This window comes from Pseudomonas sp. MMS21 TM103 (assembly GCF_022132145.1).
Taxonomy (GTDB): Bacteria; Pseudomonadota; Gammaproteobacteria; order Pseudomonadales; family Pseudomonadaceae; genus Aquipseudomonas.
Map to the genome: position 1 here is coordinate 290,381 of NZ_JAJISP010000001.1, position 16,993 is coordinate 307,373.

Genomic DNA, 16,993 nt, shown 5'->3' on the forward strand with positions numbered 1-16,993 from the left:
TTACCTGCCGCATGGGCAACCGTGGCCCAGCGGAAGCGCCAGGACGACGCTGCGCTTCAGTCGCGAAATCCGTGCCTAGGCAAATAGCATGGCCCCCCATAAGTACTCACATCCGCTCATCGCCAACAAAAAAGCCCCGCTCAAGAGCGGGGCTTTTTTGTTAGGCGTGCGACCCGTTAGATCGCGCCGCGCTCACGCAACAACACCAGCACCTGCCTGACGCTCTCTTCCAGCGACAAGCTCTGGGTGTCGATGACCAGGTCGGCATCCAAGGGCACGTCATAGGGGAATGACAACCCCGGAATATTGTCGCCAGCCGCCGCGTACAAGCCCTGAGGATCGCGTTCGGCACAGACCTGCGGAGAGGCCTGCACATAGACGGTGATCAAGCGCTCGGCACCGAGCAGCGCCCTGGCCTGCTCGCGGCCTTCGGCATCCGGCGCAACGAAAGCCGCCAGGGTCAGCAGGCCGGCCTCGTTGAACTGACGCGCCACATGGGCGGCACGGCGCCAGTTCTCGGTGCGTCCGGCGCGGTCCTGCGGCAAGCCCTTGTTCAGGTCGTGGCGCAGGTTCTGGCCATCCAGCACGTACACCGCACGCCCCTGATCGAACAGCTTGCGTTCGACGGCATAGGCCAGGGTGCTCTTACCGGCACCGGACAGGCCGCTGAACAGCACGGTGGCCGGCTGCTGACCCAAGCGCGCGGCGCGCTCTTCGGTCGACACGTGGGCCAGCTTGCCGTGGTGGCCATCGGCATGCTGCGCACCGACCGGGTCGGCGATGATCATGCCGGCACCCACGGTGCCATTGGTCAAGCGGTCGATAATGATGAACGAACCAGTGGTGCGGTTGTGCGCATAGCCGTCCAGGGCGATGGGCGCATCCAGGGCCACTCGCACCTGACCGATCTCGTTCAGGTGCAGGCTGCTCGCCGAACCATGCTCCAACGTGTTCACATCGACCCGGTGGGTGATGCTGGCAATCGAGGCCGGCACATAACTGGTGGCGCGCTTGATGTCGTATTTCTTGCCCGGCAGCATCGGCTCTTCGGCCATCCACACCAGCATGGCGTTGAAGCTGTCGACCACCTGCGGGCGGTTATCGGCGTGCACCAGCATGTCGCCACGGGAGACGTCGATCTCGTCTTCCAGGGTCAGAGTAATCGCCTGGCCTGGACCGGCATGCTCAAGCTCGCCGTCATAGGTGACGATGGACTTGACCTTGCTGCCCTTGCCAGACGGCAACACCACCACCTCGTCGCCCTTGCGCACAATGCCGCTGGCCAGGGTGCCGGCGAAGCCGCGGAAGTTCAGGTTGGGACGGTTGACGTACTGCACCGGGAAGCGCATGTCGGTGAAATTGCGGTCACCGGCGACTTCAACGGTTTCGAGGATTTCCATCAGTGACTGGCCGTCATACCAGGGCGATCGCTCGCTCTTGTTGACCACGTTGTCGCCCTTGAGCGCCGACATCGGCACGAAGTGCAGCGAGCTCGGCTTGAGAGCGATACCTTCGGCGAACTTCAGGTAATCGGCCTTGATCTGCTCGAATACGCCCTGATCAAAGCCCTTCAGGTCCATCTTGTTGATGGCCACGACTATATGCTTGATACCCAGCAGCGAGGCGATGAAGCTGTGACGTTTGGTCTGGGTCTGCACGCCATAACGAGCATCGATCAGGATGATCGCCAGGTCGCAGGTGGAAGCGCCGGTGGCCATGTTGCGGGTGTACTGCTCATGGCCGGGGGTGTCGGCAATGATGAACTTGCGCCTGGAGGTACTGAAATAGCGGTAAGCCACATCGATGGTGATGCCCTGCTCGCGCTCGGCCTGCAGGCCGTCGACCAGCAGCGCCAGATCGACCTCTTCACCAGTGGTGCCGGACTTCTTCGAGTCACGGGTAATGGCTTCCATATGATCTTCGTAGATCATCTTGGAATCGTGCAGCAGGCGGCCGATCAGGGTACTTTTGCCGTCGTCGACGTTGCCGCAGGTGAGAAAGCGCAGCAAATCCTTGCGTTCGTGCTGGGCCAGGTAGGCGAGGATGTCCTCGCTGATCAGATCGGATTGGTGCGACATCTTAAAAGTACCCCTGACGTTTTTTCTCTTCCATCGAACCGGCAGCATCGTGGTCGATGACCCGCCCCTGACGCTCGGACGTTCGGGTCAGGAGCATTTCCTGAATGATGTCGGTCAGGCTGGTGGCCGTGGATTCCACTGCACCGGTCAGCGGGTAGCAACCGAGGGTACGGAAGCGCACCATCTTCTTTGTGATACGGGCTTTTTCATCGTCGGAAAGGTGCTCGAGGATGCGATCGTCGTCGATCATGATCAGCGTGCCATTCTTCTCGATCACTTCGCGCTCAGCAGCGAAGTACAGCGGCACAATCGGGATCTGCTCCAGATAGATGTACTGCCAGATATCCAGCTCGGTCCAGTTGGACAGCGGGAAGACGCGGATCGACTCGCCCTTCTTGACCTTGCCGTTGTACACGTTCCACAGCTCGGGGCGCTGGTTCTTGGGGTCCCAGCGGTGCTTGCTGTCGCGGAAGGAGTACACCCGTTCCTTGGCCCGGGATTTCTCTTCGTCACGGCGCGCGCCACCGAAGGCGGCATCGAAGCCGTATTTGTCCAGCGCCTGCTTGAGGCCCTCGGTCTTCATCACATCGGTGTGCTTGGCACTGCCGTAAGTGAAGGGGTTCATGTCCTGGGCCACGCCATCGGGGTTGATGTGGGTGATCAGATCCAGGCCGTACTCCGTGACCATCTTGTCGCGAAACGAATACATCTCCTGAAATTTCCAGCGAGTGTCGACATGCATCACTGGGAACGGCAGCTTGCCGGGAAAGAACGCCTTGCGTGCCAGGTGCAGCATCACGGCGGAGTCTTTACCGATGGAATAGAGCATTACCGGGTTGTCGAATTCGGCGGCCACTTCACGAATGATGTGGATACTTTCCGCCTCCAGCTGTTTCAGGTGGGTCAGTTTTTCGAGCATGGTTACTCACGATTTGCAGTGTGGTTGGGCCGGCGGGCCGTGGACGATGGCGCACTTTAGCACAGCACCCGCTTCTAATCAGGGGGCTAGCTAGATCGAAACGATCTAGCTTTATACCCGCGTAATCGACCGCACACGGACATCAGATTGGATTGGGACAGTCGATAAACAGATGCTCGATGGCAAACCGACGCGCCAGGTAATCACCCAGCGCCTGCACGCCATAACGCTCGGTGGCATGGTGGCCGGCGGCGATGAAGCTGATGCCGTTCTCACGAGCGCTGTGAAAGGTTTGTTCGGACGCCTCGCCGGTCAGGTAGAGGTCAACGCCAGCCGCAATGGCCTGGTCGATATAGCCCTGCCCACCACCGGTGCACCAACCGATCCGGCGAACCACCTCCGGACCTTCGACCAACAAGGGCTCACGGCCGAGCACTTCCTGGACCCGGCGGGCGAAATCGCGGGGGCTCATGGGCTCGCGCAAAGAGCCCAGCAAACCAACTGTACGTGGGTCATCCGGATCGAGCGGCCCCTCGACGGTAATATCGAGCTGGGCGGCCAACTGCACGTTATTGCCGACCTCCGGGTGCAGATCAAGCGGCAGGTGATAGGCCAGCAAGCTGATATCGTTGCTCAGCAGGGTTTTCAAGCGGCGCTGCTTCATGCCGGTGATACAGGGATTTTCGCCCTTCCAGAAATAGCCGTGGTGCACCAGCAGCACATCCGCTTCAGCTTCCACCGCGGCATCGACCAGGGCCTGACTGGCGGTGACTCCGCTGACGACACGCCGCACCTGGGGCCGACCTTCGATTTGCAAACCATTCGGGCAGTAGTCACTGATCCGGGCGGCATTCAAGTAGCGCTGTGCTTCTTCCACCAGGGTGGTCAAGGCAATAGCCATATGGATTCCTCACCTGCGCTGCCTTATTGGCAATCGGCCCTCTATAATGGCGCACCTTAAGGGGCGAATCAGCCTCCCCGCAACCTTCAGGATTCCATTGATGTTAAAGGCCCTGCGTTTTCTCGGCTGGCCCCTGCTGGTCGGTGTGCTATTGGCACTACTGATTATTCAGTACTTTCCACAATGGGTTGGCCTGCCCATGCATGATGTGCGGCTACGCCAGGCGCCTGCCTATGGCCCCACGCAGGAAGGCCCGGTGTCCTACGCCGACGCAGTGGGCACTGCCTCGCCTGCGGTGGCCAACCTCTACACCACCAAATTCATCAACAAACCGCCTCAACCCATGCTCGAGGACGATAAATTCCGCAAGTTCTTTGGCGACAACCTGCCCAAGCAGCGGCGCATGGAGTCCAGCCTCGGCTCGGCGGTGATCATGAGTACAGAAGGCTACCTGCTGACCAACAACCACGTGGTGACTGGCGCCGACCAGATAGTGGTGGCCTTGCGCGATGGCCGCGAAACCATGGCCCGGATAATCGGCAGCGATCCGGAAACCGACCTCGCCGTGCTCAAGATCGATTTGCCTGATCTTCCAGCGATCACCCTCGGTCGCTCGGACAATATCAGGATCGGCGACGTCACCCTGGCCATCGGCAACCCCTTCGGCGTCGGCCAGACCGTGACCATGGGCATCATCAGCGCCACCGGGCGCAACCAGTTGGGCCTCAACACCTACGAAGACTTCATCCAGACCGATGCGGCGATCAACCCGGGCAACTCGGGCGGCGCGCTGGTCGATGCCCACGGCAACCTGGTCGGCATCAACACCGCGATCTTCTCCGATACCGGTGGCTCGCAAGGTATTGGTTTCGCCATCCCGGTGAAACTGGCGCTGGAAGTGATGCGGGCGATCATCGAGCAGGGTCAGGTGATACGCGGCTGGCTGGGCATCGAAGTGCAACCGCTGACCCCAGAGCTGGCAGAATCCTTCGGCCTTGAAGGTCGCCCGGGCATCGTCGTCGCCGGTATCTACCGCGATGGCCCGGCGCAGAAGGCCGGCCTGCAACCCGGCGACCTGATCCTCAACATCGATGGCGAAGCAGCCGGGGACGGCCGCCGCTCGATGAACCAGGTGGCCCGCACCAAGCCCGGCGAAAAGATCCGCATCGATATCATGCGTAACGGCGAACGACAGGAACTGAGTGCCGAAATAGGCGTGCGCCCACCCGTGAAAGAAGACTGACAACTTCCTCGCCGCGCGCTTTATCCCGCCGCTTGGCAACCGCCAAGCCGCGGCCTGTTCGCCTCACTGAGGGGCGGCGCGAATAGGCCGACCCCAGCTCACCCTACTTTGAGTTACAGGCTTGCGAGCGCATCCAGCAACGCCTGGTTCTGCTCCGGCGCCCCAATGCTAATGCGCAGGAACTGGGCGATCCGCGCCTGCTTGAAGTGACGCACGATCACACCCTGCTCACGCAGGCCAGCCGCCAGCGTCGCCGCATCCTTGTGCGGATGGCGAGCGAAGACGAAGTTGGCAGCCGAGGGCAGCACCTCGAACCCCAACGCCTGCAGGCCAACCACGGTGACTTCACGACTCTCGATGACCTGCTGACAGGTACGCTCGAAGTACTCGCGATCGTCGAAGGCCGCCGCCGCGCCGGCAATCGCCACGCGGTCCAGCGGGTAGGAGTTGAAGCTGTTCTTGATCCGTTCCAGCGCCTCGATCAGATCCGGGTGACCCACCGCCAGACCGACGCGCAGGCCAGCCAGAGAGCGCGACTTGGACAAGGTCTGGGTCACCAGCAGGTTCGGGTATTGGTCGACCAAGCTGATCGCCGTGGCACCGCCGAAATCGATATAGGCCTCGTCGACCAGCACCACGCTGTCGGGATTGGCCTTGAGCAGTTGCTCGACAGCCTCCAGAGCCAACAGGCAGCCGGTCGGCGCATTGGGGTTGGGAAAGATGATGCCGCCATTGGGCCGGGCATAGTCCTCGACGCGAATCTGGAACTGCTCGTCCAGCGCGATCACCTCCGAACGGATGCCATAGAGGCCGCAATACACCGGGTAGAAGCTGTAGCTGATGTCCGGGAACAGCAACGGCTTGTCGTGCTGAAACAAGCCATGGAAGGCATGCGCCAGCACTTCGTCGGAACCGTTTCCGACGAACACCTGATCGAGCCGCACAGCATAATAGTCGGCGACGGCCTGCTTCAGGCGCTCAGCATTCGGGTCCGGATACAGCCGCAGGGAGTCGTTGAGCTCGGCCTGCATCGCCGCAATCGCCTTGGGCGACGGACCATAGGGGTTTTCGTTGGTATTGAGTTTGACCAGCTTGGCCAGTTTCGGCTGCTCGCCCGGCACATAGGGCACCAGGTCTTTGACGAAGGGGCTCCAGAATTTGCTCATCTGCCCTTCTCTCCTCGAATTCGTTGGAATCGGCTTATATAGGATAGGAGCCAGCTTGCTGTGGTTCGGCGATCACATACTCAAGAGCATGGCCGGCAAGCTGGCTTCTAGGGATCGGTCTTAGGCCTTGATCCGGTACTCGGCACTGCGCGCGTGAGCGGTCAGCGACTCGCCACGGGCCAGCACCGAAGCGGTCTTGCCCAGCTCGGACGCACCGGCGGCCGAACACTGGATGATCGAGGAACGCTTCTGGAAGTCATACACGCCCAGCGGCGAGGAGAAGCGCGCAGTGCCGGAGGTCGGCAGCACGTGGTTCGGCCCGGCGCAGTAGTCGCCCAGCGCTTCTGCGGTGTAGCGGCCCATGAAGATCGCGCCGGCATGACGGATCTGCGGCAGATACTGCTCGGGATCAGCGACGGACAGCTCCAGGTGTTCCGGGGCGATGCGGTTGGCCACCTCGATGGCCTGGGCCATGTCGACCACCTGGATCAGCGCGCCGCGGGCTTCCAGGGAGGTGCGGATGATCTCGGCACGCTCCATGGTCGGCAACAGCCTGGCGATGCTCTCGGCCACACGGTCGAGGAAAGCCGCATCCGGGCTGACCAGGATCGATTGCGCATCCTCGTCATGTTCGGCCTGGGAGAACAGGTCCATGGCGATCCAGTCCGGGTCGGTCTGACCATCACAGACCACCAGAATTTCCGAGGGCCCGGCAATCATGTCGATACCGACCTTGCCGAATACATGACGCTTGGCGGTGGCCACATAGATGTTGCCGGGACCGACGATCTTGTCCACCGGCGGTACGCTCTCGGTGCCATAGGCCAATGCCGCCACGGCCTGGGCACCGCCGATGGTGAACACCCGGTCGACCCCGGCGATGCAGGCAGCCGCCAGTACCAGTTCGTTGATCTCGCCACGCGGGGTCGGCACCACCATCACCACTTCCGGCACCCCGGCGACCTTGGCCGGAATGGCGTTCATCAGCACCGAGGACGGATAGGAGGCCTTGCCACCCGGCACATAGAGGCCGGCACGATCCAGCGGGGTGACTTTCTGGCCGAGCACGGTGCCGTCGGCCTCGGTGTAGGTCCAGGAATCCTGCACCTGCTTCTCGTGGTACAGGCGCACGCGCTCGGCGGCGACTTCAAGAGCCTGGCGCTGCGCCGGGGTGATGCGGGTCAGGGCCAGTTCCAGACGCTCGCGCGGTAGGATCAGGTCGGCCATCGAGGCGACCTCGAGGCCGTCGAACTTCTGGGTGAACTCGACCAGTGCCGCGTCGCCACGCTCGCGCACGGCCTTGATGATCTCCAGCACGCGATGGTTGACAGCATCGTCCGAGACGCCTTCCCAGCTGAGCAGATGATCCAGATGACGGGCAAAGTCCTGGTCGGCGGCATTGAGTCGGCGGATGGCGATAGCAGCAGTCATAGCGGGCCTCATGATTGGCAAATGCTCGGGCGTCGACAGGCTACCAAGCCCACCGCATGGACGCCCGAGAAAATTGGCTATGACATGGATAGGCAGACGCGGCGTATTGCCGCGTTGAGGGTATTAGCTGGGGTGTCGTGCCTCTACGGCTTCGCGCAGGGTATCGATCAGCTCCTGGATGCGCGCGTGCTGCATCTTCATCGAAGCCTTGTTGACGATCAACCGTGAGCTGATGTGGGCGATCAGCTCCTGCGCTTCCAGGCCATTGGCGCGCAGGGTATTGCCGGTATCGACCACGTCGATGATCTTGTCGGCCAGCCCCACCAGCGGCGCCAGCTCCATCGAGCCATAGAGCTTGATGATATCGACCTGACGGCCCTGTTCGGCGTAATAACGCTTGGCCACATTGACGAATTTGGTGGCCACGCGCAGCCGGCCTTTCGGCTCGGGCGCACCGACGGCACCGGCGGTCATCAGCTTGCACAGCGCGATGCGCAGATCCAGCGGCTCATACAGGCCCTGGCCGCCGTACTCGAGCAACACGTCCTTGCCGGCCACCCCGAGATCGGCGGCGCCATGCTCGACATAGGTCGGCACATCGGTGGCACGCACGATCAGCAGGCGCACATCCGCCTGGGTGGTGGGGATGATCAGCTTGCGGCTTTTATCCGGATTCTCGGTCGGCACGATGCCTGCCGCGGCGAGCAGCGGCAGGGTGTCGTCGAGGATGCGGCCCTTGGACAGCGCAATGGTCAGCATGAAGCATATTTCCTTTGGAACGGGACCAGACCAGCCCTGCCGGGCTGGTTGTTGGGCATCGCTGCGATCAGCATCAACCTAACCCGGCACGCGGCGAATTTTAGCGCCGAGCATCTGCAGTTTTTCCTCGATGCACTCGTAGCCACGGTCGATGTGGTAGATGCGGTCGATCAGGGTATCGCCATCGGCGACCAGTGCAGCGATGACCAGGCTGGCCGAGGCACGCAGGTCAGTGGCCATGACTGGGGCGCCCTTGAGCTTGTCGACACCGGTGACGATTGCGGTATTGCCCTCGACCATGATCTGCGCACCCATGCGAGTCATTTCATAGACGTGCATGAAGCGGTTCTCGAACACGGTCTCGATTACCGTACCGGTACCTTCGGCAATAGCGTTGAGGGCAATGAATTGCGCCTGCATATCGGTGGGGAACGCCGGATAGGGAGCCGTTCGCAGGTTCACGGCTTTCGGCCGCTTGCCTTTCATGTCCAGCTCGATCCAGTCAGTACCGGTAGTGATTTCCGCGCCCGCTTCCTGCAGCTTGGACAGCACCGCTTCCAGCGTGGTCGGATCGGTGTCTTTCAGCTTGACCCGGCCGCCAGTCGCCGCAGCAGCCACCAGGTAGGTGCCGGTTTCAATACGGTCGGGCATCACATTGAAGCGCGCACCGTGCAGGCGCTCTACGCCGTCGATGGTGATGGTGTCGGTGCCGGCACCGCTGATCTTGGCGCCCATGGCGATCAGGCAATTGGCCAGGTCCACCACTTCCGGCTCGCGCGCGGCGTTTTCCAGCACGCTGCGGCCTTTGGCCAGGGTGGCGGCCATCATGATGTTTTCGGTACCGGTCACGCTCACGGTATCGAAGAAGAAATGCGCACCACGCAGCCCGCCCTCGGGCGCCTTGGCCTTGATATAGCCGGCCTCCACATCGATGGTCGCGCCCATGGCTTCGAGGCCGCGAATGTGCAGATCGACCGGGCGCGAACCTATCGCGCAACCGCCGGGCAGGGCGACTTCGGCATAACCGAAACGCGCCACCATCGGCCCGAGCACCAGGATCGAGGCGCGCATGGTCTTGACCAGTTCGTAGGGTGCGATCAGCGTCTTGATCGCCCGCGCATCGACTTCGACACTGAGTTTCTCGTCGATGACCGGCTCGATGCCCATGCGCCCGAACAGCTCGATCATGGTGGTGATGTCGTGCAGGTGCGGCAGATTGCAGATGGTCACCGGCGCATCGCCCAGCAGGGTGGCCGCGAGAATCGGCAGGGCGGAATTCTTCGCCCCGGAAATGCGGATCTCGCCATTCAGGCGCACACCGCCGGTAATAATCAGTTTGTCCATGTCTCTCTCGATTTAGGAGCGCGCGGCCCAATCGGCACGGCTGAAGAATTTCATGCTCACCGCATGGATACTGCCATCGGCAATCCAGGGATTGAGGTGAGCGTAGACCTGCTGTTGACGTTTGACCGGACCCAGGCCAGCCAACTCATCACTAATCAGATTCAGCTGAAAGTTACAGCCTTCGCCTTCAACTTCCACCTGGGTGTTCGGCAGTTTGGCCTCCAGGAGGCTTTTCACTTCTAAGGCCTGCATGCTCAACCTCGATCAACGCATTGAAAAACGACAGCAGAGTCTTGGGAGCTGGAGGACTTTTCCGCACTAGCACGGAGGCAAGCCCGACAGACTACAAAGCTCGCGGTCGCGCATCATACAAAAAAAGCCACTCGCCTGCGAACCCCGCGCGGGGCTATCCCGACCGGAGACGGACTCATTCTTCCAGCGGCAGCACATCCATCAGCCCGGAGACACTGGCTATCTCGCGCATATCCTCGGGCAGACCGCGCACCACCAAGCCCTTGCCTGCTGCCTGGGCATCGCGCATGAATGCCAGCAGCAGCGACAGGCCGACGCTGCTGGACTTGTCCACAGCCCCACAGTCGATCACGCAGCTTGCCGCCTGGCTGGCGGCAATCAGCCGCCCCCCCTGCTCGCGCAAGAGTGGACCACTGAGATAATCGAGCACGCCCGATAGCTGAAACAGCCCGGATGATTGTTCGACGATGGCGGCCCGACTCACGACTCACCCGTAGATTTAGGCTGACGGGCCTTGGCGACGGTATCGGTCCAGCTGTCGATAACCTTGTCCAGGTCATTGCTGTGGTCCTGCATGGACTGGGCGAACTGATCGCGAAACAGCTTGCCGACGTTGATGCCATTGATGATCAGGTTGCGCATTTTCCAGCCGCCATCCTGATTGACCATGGTGTAAGACAGCGGGTAGAGGGTGCCATTGCCGTCCTTGATCTCCATGTTCACCGATGTGCGCTGCGGATTCTGCTTGCCACTGGGTGGCAGCACGCGAATATCCTGATTATTGTATTCGAGCAGGGCGTTGCCATAGAACTGCATCAGACTGCGCTTGAAGCTTTCCTGAAAGCGCTGCATCTGCTCTGGCGTGGCCTGGCGCGAATAACGCACGGTCATCACCCCACGGGAAATGCCGTCAACATCCACCACCGGACCAAGAATCTCGTTCAGCGCGGCATAAAAAGCCGCTGGATCATTGCGGTATTTGTCTTTATTGACCTTGAGGTCTTCCAGCAGAGTGGTCGTGGTTTGCTCCACCACCTGATAGGCACTTGGCGCGGCGACAGCCAGCAGCGGCATGGCCAATAACAGAGTGATCAGACCGTTACGCAGGGTCTTGAGCATAGTGGTAGCCCTCATTAATTAGCCCCGTCTTTATTGACCGAATTGAGCAGGAATTTACCGATCAGATCCTCCAGCACCAACGAAGACTGAGTGTCGTAGATGGTACTGCCATCGACGAGCACCTCTTCATCACCGCCAACGCTGATACCGATGTACTTTTCACCGAGCAAACCGGCGGTCAGGATTGAGGCAGTCGAATCGGTGGGCAGGTTGTCCACGCTGTTATCCAGCAAAAGGGTGACACGCCCGGTGTAGGTGTCGCGATCCAGATCGATTGCGGTCACTTTACCGATGGTCACCCCTGCCATCGTCACCCTGGCCCGTACCGTTAGACCGGCGATATTCTCAAAGTGCGCATAGACCTTGTAAGTATCGCTGCTACCCACCGTCAGACCACTGACGCGCAACGCCAGCAGCAGCAGGGCCAATAGCCCGGCCAACAGGAACAGGCCGACACCAATCTCCAGTGTGCGGTTTTGCATCAGAAGTCTCCAAACATCAAAGCGGTCAGAATAAAGTCCAGCCCCAACACGGCGAGCGAGGCGTAAACAACTGTTTTAGTGGTAGCCCGACTGATGCCTTCCGAGGTCGGCTCACAGTCATAACCCTGGAAAACGGCAATCCAGGTAACGACAAAACCGAAAACGATGCTTTTGATCACACCATTGAGCACGTCTTCACGAAACGAAACACTGTTCTGCATGTTGGCCCAGAACGAACCTTCATAAACGCCGAGCCAGTCGATGGCGACCATCGCCCCGCCCCAGATACCGACCACGCTGAAAATCACCGCGAGCAACGGCATCGAGATGAAACCAGCCCACAGGCGCGGCGCCACGATGTACTTGAGCGGATCGACACCGATCATTTCCAGGCTGGACAGTTGCTCGGTGGATTTCATGTTGCCGATTTCCGCGGTCAACGCGGATCCCGCGCGCCCGGCGAACAACAAGGCGGTGACCACGGGACCGAGTTCGCGCAACAAGGTCAGGGCGACCATCTGCCCGACTGCCTGCTCCGAACCGTAGTCAGACAGGATATTGAAACCCTGCAGCGACAGAACCATGCCGATAAAAACCCCCGACACGACGATGATCGCCAGCGACATGACGCCAACCGCATACAACTGCTTAATCAGCAGCTGCAGCGGGCTGCCGGCAGAGTTGCGACCGAACAGTGCGCGCAGCAGGAACACCGTTGCACGCCCAAGCGTGGCTACTGCATCGATGCCGGCGCGACCAAACAGACGGATCCGCTCGAGCGTAGATGTCTTGCGCATCAGCGCCCCCCCAATAAATCGTCGCGGTAGTCTGCCGCCGGAAAGTGGAACGGCACCGGCCCGTCTGGAATGCCTTGCATGAACTGGCGAACACGCGGGTCATCCGAGTTCATCAACTCGTCTGGCGTGCCCTGACCCAGTACCTTGGTGTCGCCCACCAGGTAGATGTAGTCGGCAATGCTGGCGGTTTCTGCCAGGTCGTGGGACACCACGATACTGGTAATACCCAAGGCATCGCTGAGCAGACGAATCAAGCGCACCAGCACCCCCATGGCAATCGGGTCCTGGCCTACGAAAGGCTCGTCGTACATCAGTATCTGGGGGTCGAGGGCAATCGCCCGCGCCAGCGCTACGCGGCGCTTCATGCCACCGGACAGTTCATCCGGCATCAATTCCAGCGCACCGCGCAGACCTACGGCCTGCAGCTTCATCAGCACAATGTCACGAATCATTTCGGTAGAGAGCTGGGTGTGCACACGCAGCGGAAACGCGACGTTCTCAAACACATCCAGGTCAGTGAATAGCGCACCGCTCTGGAACAGCACGCCCATCTGCTTGCGCATGTCGAACAGCTCGCTGCGCGAAAGGCTCGGCAGGTTCAGCCCATTGACCCATACCTCACCCTTGCTCGGCCTGAGCTGCGCACCGATCAGGCGCAGCAGCGTGGTCTTGCCACAGCCGGAAGGCCCCATGATGCCAGTGACCTTACCGCGCGGAATGCGAATGTCTATATCTTTGAAAATCTCCCGGTCGCCCCGCTGAAAACTGAGGTTTTTCAGCTCGACCGCATATTGCTGCTCGGCACTCATCTCTGCTCCTTGGAATGCAGCCTCCCTGACAGACGCCCGCCAGCGTTGCTAAGACACCGCAGTTGCCGGACCGGGCGAAATGGCCGGGCACTATATCATTGCCAAATTAGCCTGCCCAAGGCCGAACATATGTTTACAAACCGGCGGCTACACAAGTGAACATTTGCCGGCTGGCGACCGTCAAAAATGCTCAAACCCAGCCACCGAACGATTCAAAGGTGAGTGCGCGAATCTTTCCCGCTATAATCGCCGCCTTTTATTCGACCCGCCTAAAAGATGCCGATGCCAATGAGCCAGTCCAACGAGCTGATCAAGTCCGCACAACGCACCATTCGCCTGGAACTCGAGGCGATTGAAGAGCTGCTGCCTCGCATCGACAGCAACTTTACTCGCGCCTGCGACCTCATCCTGGCCAGCAAAGGCCGCGTGGTAGTGGTCGGAATGGGCAAGTCAGGGCATATCGGCAACAAGATTGCTGCCACCCTGGCCAGCACTGGCACCACCGCATTTTTCGTTCATCCGGCCGAAGCCAGCCATGGCGACATGGGCATGATCACCCGCGACGATGTAGTGCTGGCCCTGTCCAACTCGGGCTCGACGGCGGAAATCGTCACCCTGCTGCCGCTGATCAAGCGCCTCGGCATCACCCTCATCAGCATGACCGGCAACCCGGATTCAGCGCTGGCCAAGGCCGCCGAAGTCAACCTGGACGCCCGCGTATCCCAGGAAGCCTGTCCACTCAACCTGGCGCCAACCTCTTCCACCACCGCCTCCCTGGTCCTCGGCGACGCCCTGGCCATTGCCCTGCTGGAAGCCCGCGGCTTTACCGCCGAAGATTTTGCCTTCTCCCATCCCGGCGGCGCCCTCGGCCGCCGCCTGCTGCTGAAAGTGGAGAACGTCATGCATGGCGGCGCCAGCCTGCCTAGCGTGCAGCGCGGCACCTCGCTGCGCGACGCCCTGCTGGAAATGACGCAGAAAGGCCTGGGCATGACCGTGGTAATCGAGGACGACGGACGCCTGGCCGGCGTCTTCACCGATGGCGATCTGCGCCGCACCCTGGATCGCGGCATCGATGTGCGCCAGTCGAGGATCGATGACGTGATGACCGTACACGGTAAAACCGCACGCGCAGAGATGCTCGCCGCTGAAGCACTGAAAATCATGGAAGACCACAAAATCAGCGGACTGGTAGTGGTCGACAGCGACGACCGACCGGTCGGCGCCCTGAATATGCATGACCTGCTACGCGCCGGAGTAATGTGATGAACCCTGTGGCAATGAACCCTGATCTGCAACAGCGCGCCCAGGCCATCAAACTGGCGATTTTCGATGTCGACGGCGTACTCACCGACGGTAAACTCTATTTTCTGGTCGACGGCAGCGAATTCAAGACGTTCAACACCCTCGACGGCCACGGCATCAAGATGCTGATCGCTTCGGGTGTGCGCACCGCCATAATCAGCGGACGCACGACCCCCGTGGTTGAGCGCCGGGCAAAAAACCTGGGCATCCAGCACCTGTATCAGGGCCGCGAAGACAAACTTGTGGCTCTCGACGAGCTTCTTGGCGAACTCGGCCTAAGCTATGAGCAAGTCGCCTATCTGGGTGACGACCTGCCCGACCTGCCGGTGATCCGCCGGGTTGGCCTGGGCATGGCGGTCGCCAGCGCAGACCCTTTTGTCCGCCAGCATGCCCACGGCGTGACCCAGGCCCGCGGCGGTGAAGGCGCAGCCCGTGAATTCTGCGAGCTGATCATGCGTGCCCAAGGCAGCCTCGACGCCGCCCAAGCCGCCTACCTGTAGAGCCCCCCTATGCTGCGCAAACTCCTGCCCCCCATCCTTTACGCTTTCGCGGCCGCACTGCTCGCCGCCGTCGGCTACTGGAACATCAACCCCGACAGCTTTTCCGAGCGCCCGGCCCAAGCCGGCGGCGAAAACGCCATCGACTTCTACGTGGTCAATGCCACTACCGTGCAATACCAGGCCGACGGCAAGCTGCATTACCAGATGACCAGCGACAAGCTGGAGCACATCAAGAGCAGCGACATCACCCTGCTGAGCAAGCCCTTCCTGCATCTGTATCGCGGCACCGAACTGCCCTGGAAGGTCAACAGCGAGCGTGCCGAAGTGGCGCCGCAAGGCAAGGAAGTGGAATTGATCGACAACGTTCGCGTTGAACGCACCGATGCCAAGGGTCGCCCGACGATCCTGACCACCAGTCGCCTGACCGTATTTCCGGATAAGGAATATGCGCAGACCCAGCAAGCCGTTAGAATCGTCGCGGCCAATGGAGTAACAACGGCACAAGGAATGAAAGCGTATTTGAATGACGGCAGGATGCTCCTGCTGTCCAACGTAAGAGGCCTGCATGAGGTTCGTTAAAACCTTCCCACTTTTGCTCAGCTTGAGCGCTGCGCTCGCGAGCACCTGCGCTTGGGCGCTGCCCACTGACCGAGAGCAGCCGATCCGCGTACAGGCCGACAGTGCCGAACTCGACGATCGACAAGGCGTCGCGGTCTATCGCGGCGACGTGGTGATCACCCAGGGCACCCTGAAGATCACGGGCGACACCGTGACCATTACCCAGAACGCACAGGGCGACATCGAAATTTTCACTTCAGTAGGCAAACCCGCCTATTACGAACAGAAGCCGTCCGCGGACAAACAGATCGTCAAGGCCTACGGCCTGACCATCCAGTATTTCGCCCGGAATGAACGCATCGTGCTGATCGACCAGGCCAAAGTGATCCAGGAAGGCAATACCTTCGAGGGCGAGAAAATCGTCTATGACACCCAACGCCAGATCGTCAATGCCGGCCGCGCCACCGGCACCAACATCACTACGCCGCGGCCACGCATCGACATGGTGATCCAGCCGAAGAACCCACCAGCCGAACAGCAGGCGCAGTAGCAATGGCCACTTTGACAGCCCAGCACCTGGCCAAGAGCTACAAAGGTCGCCAAGTCGTGCGCGACGTCAGCCTGAGCATCGACAGCGGGCAGATCGTCGGCCTGCTCGGCCCCAACGGCGCAGGCAAGACCACCTGTTTCTACATGATCGTCGGCCTGGTGCAGGCCGACCAGGGCCGCATACTGATCGACGACCTCGACGTCAGCCACCTGCCGATGCATGGCCGCGCCCGAGCGGGCGTCGGCTACCTACCGCAGGAAGCCTCGATTTTCCGCAAGCTCAGCGTGGCCGATAACATCATGGCCATCCTCGAGACCCGCAAGGAGCTGGACCGGGCCGGCCGTCGCAAAGAACTGGAAAGTCTGCTGCAGGAATTCCATATCAGCCACATCCGCGACAACCTCGGCATGAGCCTGTCCGGTGGCGAACGCCGCCGCGTGGAAATCGCCCGCGCCCTGGCCTCCAATCCCAAATTCATCCTGCTCGACGAACCCTTTGCTGGCGTCGACCCGATCTCGGTCGGCGACATCAAGCAGATCATCCACCACCTCAAGGCCAAGGGAATAGGCGTACTGATCACCGACCACAACGTCCGCGAAACCCTGGATATCTGCGAAACTGCCTACATCGTCAGCGACGGCCAACTGATCGCCGAAGGCGATGCCGATGCCATTCTGGCCAATCAACTGGTCAAAGACGTATACCTGGGACACGAGTTCCGCCTGTAACAGCGGTTTTTCTCTACCGAATAGCAGCCAGAGCTAGGCAAACCACTGCAGATCA

The 16,993-nt window shown here is 60.8% G+C and carries 19 protein-coding genes; 6 read left to right on the forward strand and 13 right to left on the reverse strand.

Annotated elements, in window-relative coordinates:
- Positions 1 to 176: 176 nt before the first annotated feature.
- From cysN to LJY18_RS01400, 3 genes are all read right to left on the reverse strand, one after another.
- Complete coding sequence (gene cysN / locus LJY18_RS01390; protein ID WP_238039950.1) at positions 177 to 2,078, reverse strand: sulfate adenylyltransferase subunit CysN; 1,902 nt, start codon at positions 2,076 to 2,078, stop codon at positions 177 to 179.
- A gap of 1 nt (position 2,079) precedes the next feature.
- Positions 2,080 to 2,997 carry a sulfate adenylyltransferase subunit CysD gene (gene cysD, locus LJY18_RS01395; protein WP_238039951.1) on the reverse strand — a complete coding sequence of 306 codons (918 nt, stop codon included), beginning with the start codon at positions 2,995 to 2,997 and terminating at the stop codon, positions 2,080 to 2,082.
- Between the two features lie 142 nt (positions 2,998 to 3,139).
- Positions 3,140 to 3,898 carry a Nif3-like dinuclear metal center hexameric protein gene (locus LJY18_RS01400; RefSeq protein ID WP_238039952.1) on the reverse strand — a complete coding sequence of 253 codons (759 nt, stop codon included), beginning with the start codon at positions 3,896 to 3,898 and terminating at the stop codon, positions 3,140 to 3,142.
- Between the two features lie 100 nt (positions 3,899 to 3,998).
- Here LJY18_RS01400 and algW point away from each other — a divergent pair, with 100 nt between their 5' ends.
- Entirely contained in the window at positions 3,999 to 5,141 is a 1,143-nt protein-coding gene (algW, locus tag LJY18_RS01405; protein ID WP_238039953.1) for a Do family serine endopeptidase AlgW, read from the forward strand.
- Between the two features lie 113 nt (positions 5,142 to 5,254).
- Here algW and hisC read toward each other — a convergent pair whose 3' ends face one another.
- From hisC to LJY18_RS01455, 10 genes are all read right to left on the reverse strand, one after another.
- Complete coding sequence (gene hisC, locus LJY18_RS01410; protein ID WP_238039954.1) at positions 5,255 to 6,307, reverse strand: histidinol-phosphate transaminase; 1,053 nt, start codon at positions 6,305 to 6,307, stop codon at positions 5,255 to 5,257.
- 120 nt (positions 6,308 to 6,427) lie between these two features.
- A complete protein-coding gene (gene hisD / locus LJY18_RS01415; RefSeq protein ID WP_238039955.1) occupies positions 6,428 to 7,738 on the reverse strand; it encodes a histidinol dehydrogenase in 1,311 nt (436 codons plus the stop codon).
- Between the two features lie 123 nt (positions 7,739 to 7,861).
- A complete protein-coding gene (gene hisG, locus LJY18_RS01420) occupies positions 7,862 to 8,497 on the reverse strand; it encodes an ATP phosphoribosyltransferase (protein ID WP_172144084.1) in 636 nt (211 codons plus the stop codon).
- A 78-nt stretch (positions 8,498 to 8,575) separates the two neighbouring features.
- On the reverse strand, positions 8,576 to 9,841 hold the full coding sequence (murA, locus tag LJY18_RS01425) for a UDP-N-acetylglucosamine 1-carboxyvinyltransferase (RefSeq protein ID WP_238039956.1): 1,266 nt from the start codon (positions 9,839 to 9,841) through the stop codon (positions 8,576 to 8,578).
- 12 nt (positions 9,842 to 9,853) lie between these two features.
- Positions 9,854 to 10,093, reverse strand: coding sequence for a BolA family protein (locus LJY18_RS01430; protein ID WP_172144079.1), 240 nt, complete (start codon positions 10,091 to 10,093; stop codon positions 9,854 to 9,856).
- 175 nt (positions 10,094 to 10,268) lie between these two features.
- Positions 10,269 to 10,577, reverse strand: coding sequence for an STAS domain-containing protein (locus tag LJY18_RS01435; RefSeq protein ID WP_238039957.1), 309 nt, complete (start codon positions 10,575 to 10,577; stop codon positions 10,269 to 10,271).
- Positions 10,574 to 11,212, reverse strand: coding sequence for an MlaC/ttg2D family ABC transporter substrate-binding protein (locus tag LJY18_RS01440; protein ID WP_238041093.1), 639 nt, complete (start codon positions 11,210 to 11,212; stop codon positions 10,574 to 10,576). Before LJY18_RS01440 ends, LJY18_RS01435 begins: the two co-directional genes overlap by 4 nt.
- A 14-nt stretch (positions 11,213 to 11,226) precedes the next feature.
- The gene (gene mlaD / locus LJY18_RS01445; protein ID WP_238039958.1) at positions 11,227 to 11,694 is read right to left on the reverse strand and encodes an outer membrane lipid asymmetry maintenance protein MlaD; all 468 of its coding nucleotides are present in this window, start codon (positions 11,692 to 11,694) and stop codon (positions 11,227 to 11,229) included.
- Positions 11,694 to 12,491 carry a lipid asymmetry maintenance ABC transporter permease subunit MlaE gene (mlaE, locus tag LJY18_RS01450; protein ID WP_238039959.1) on the reverse strand — a complete coding sequence of 266 codons (798 nt, stop codon included), beginning with the start codon at positions 12,489 to 12,491 and terminating at the stop codon, positions 11,694 to 11,696. The genes mlaD and mlaE overlap by 1 nt, the downstream gene beginning before the upstream one ends.
- Positions 12,491 to 13,300, reverse strand: coding sequence for an ATP-binding cassette domain-containing protein (locus LJY18_RS01455; RefSeq protein ID WP_238039960.1), 810 nt, complete (start codon positions 13,298 to 13,300; stop codon positions 12,491 to 12,493). Before LJY18_RS01455 ends, mlaE begins: the two co-directional genes overlap by 1 nt.
- 282 nt (positions 13,301 to 13,582) lie before the next feature.
- Here LJY18_RS01455 and LJY18_RS01460 point away from each other — a divergent pair, with 282 nt between their 5' ends.
- The 5 genes from LJY18_RS01460 to lptB are packed head-to-tail and all read left to right on the forward strand — an operon-like array spanning position 13,583 to position 16,938.
- A complete protein-coding gene (locus LJY18_RS01460; RefSeq protein WP_238039961.1) occupies positions 13,583 to 14,563 on the forward strand; it encodes a KpsF/GutQ family sugar-phosphate isomerase in 981 nt (326 codons plus the stop codon).
- 14 nt (positions 14,564 to 14,577) lie between these two features.
- Positions 14,578 to 15,102: a 3-deoxy-manno-octulosonate-8-phosphatase KdsC gene (gene kdsC / locus LJY18_RS01465; RefSeq protein WP_238041094.1), complete on the forward strand. Its 525-nt coding sequence runs from the start codon at positions 14,578 to 14,580 to the stop codon at positions 15,100 to 15,102.
- A gap of 9 nt (positions 15,103 to 15,111) precedes the next feature.
- Entirely contained in the window at positions 15,112 to 15,681 is a 570-nt protein-coding gene (lptC, locus tag LJY18_RS01470; protein WP_238039962.1) for an LPS export ABC transporter periplasmic protein LptC, read from the forward strand.
- Positions 15,668 to 16,210: a lipopolysaccharide transport periplasmic protein LptA gene (lptA, locus tag LJY18_RS01475; protein WP_238039963.1), complete on the forward strand. Its 543-nt coding sequence runs from the start codon at positions 15,668 to 15,670 to the stop codon at positions 16,208 to 16,210. The genes lptC and lptA overlap by 14 nt, the downstream gene beginning before the upstream one ends.
- A 2-nt stretch (positions 16,211 to 16,212) precedes the next feature.
- Positions 16,213 to 16,938: an LPS export ABC transporter ATP-binding protein gene (gene lptB / locus LJY18_RS01480; protein WP_238039964.1), complete on the forward strand. Its 726-nt coding sequence runs from the start codon at positions 16,213 to 16,215 to the stop codon at positions 16,936 to 16,938.
- The last annotated feature ends 55 nt before the right edge of the window (positions 16,939 to 16,993 follow it).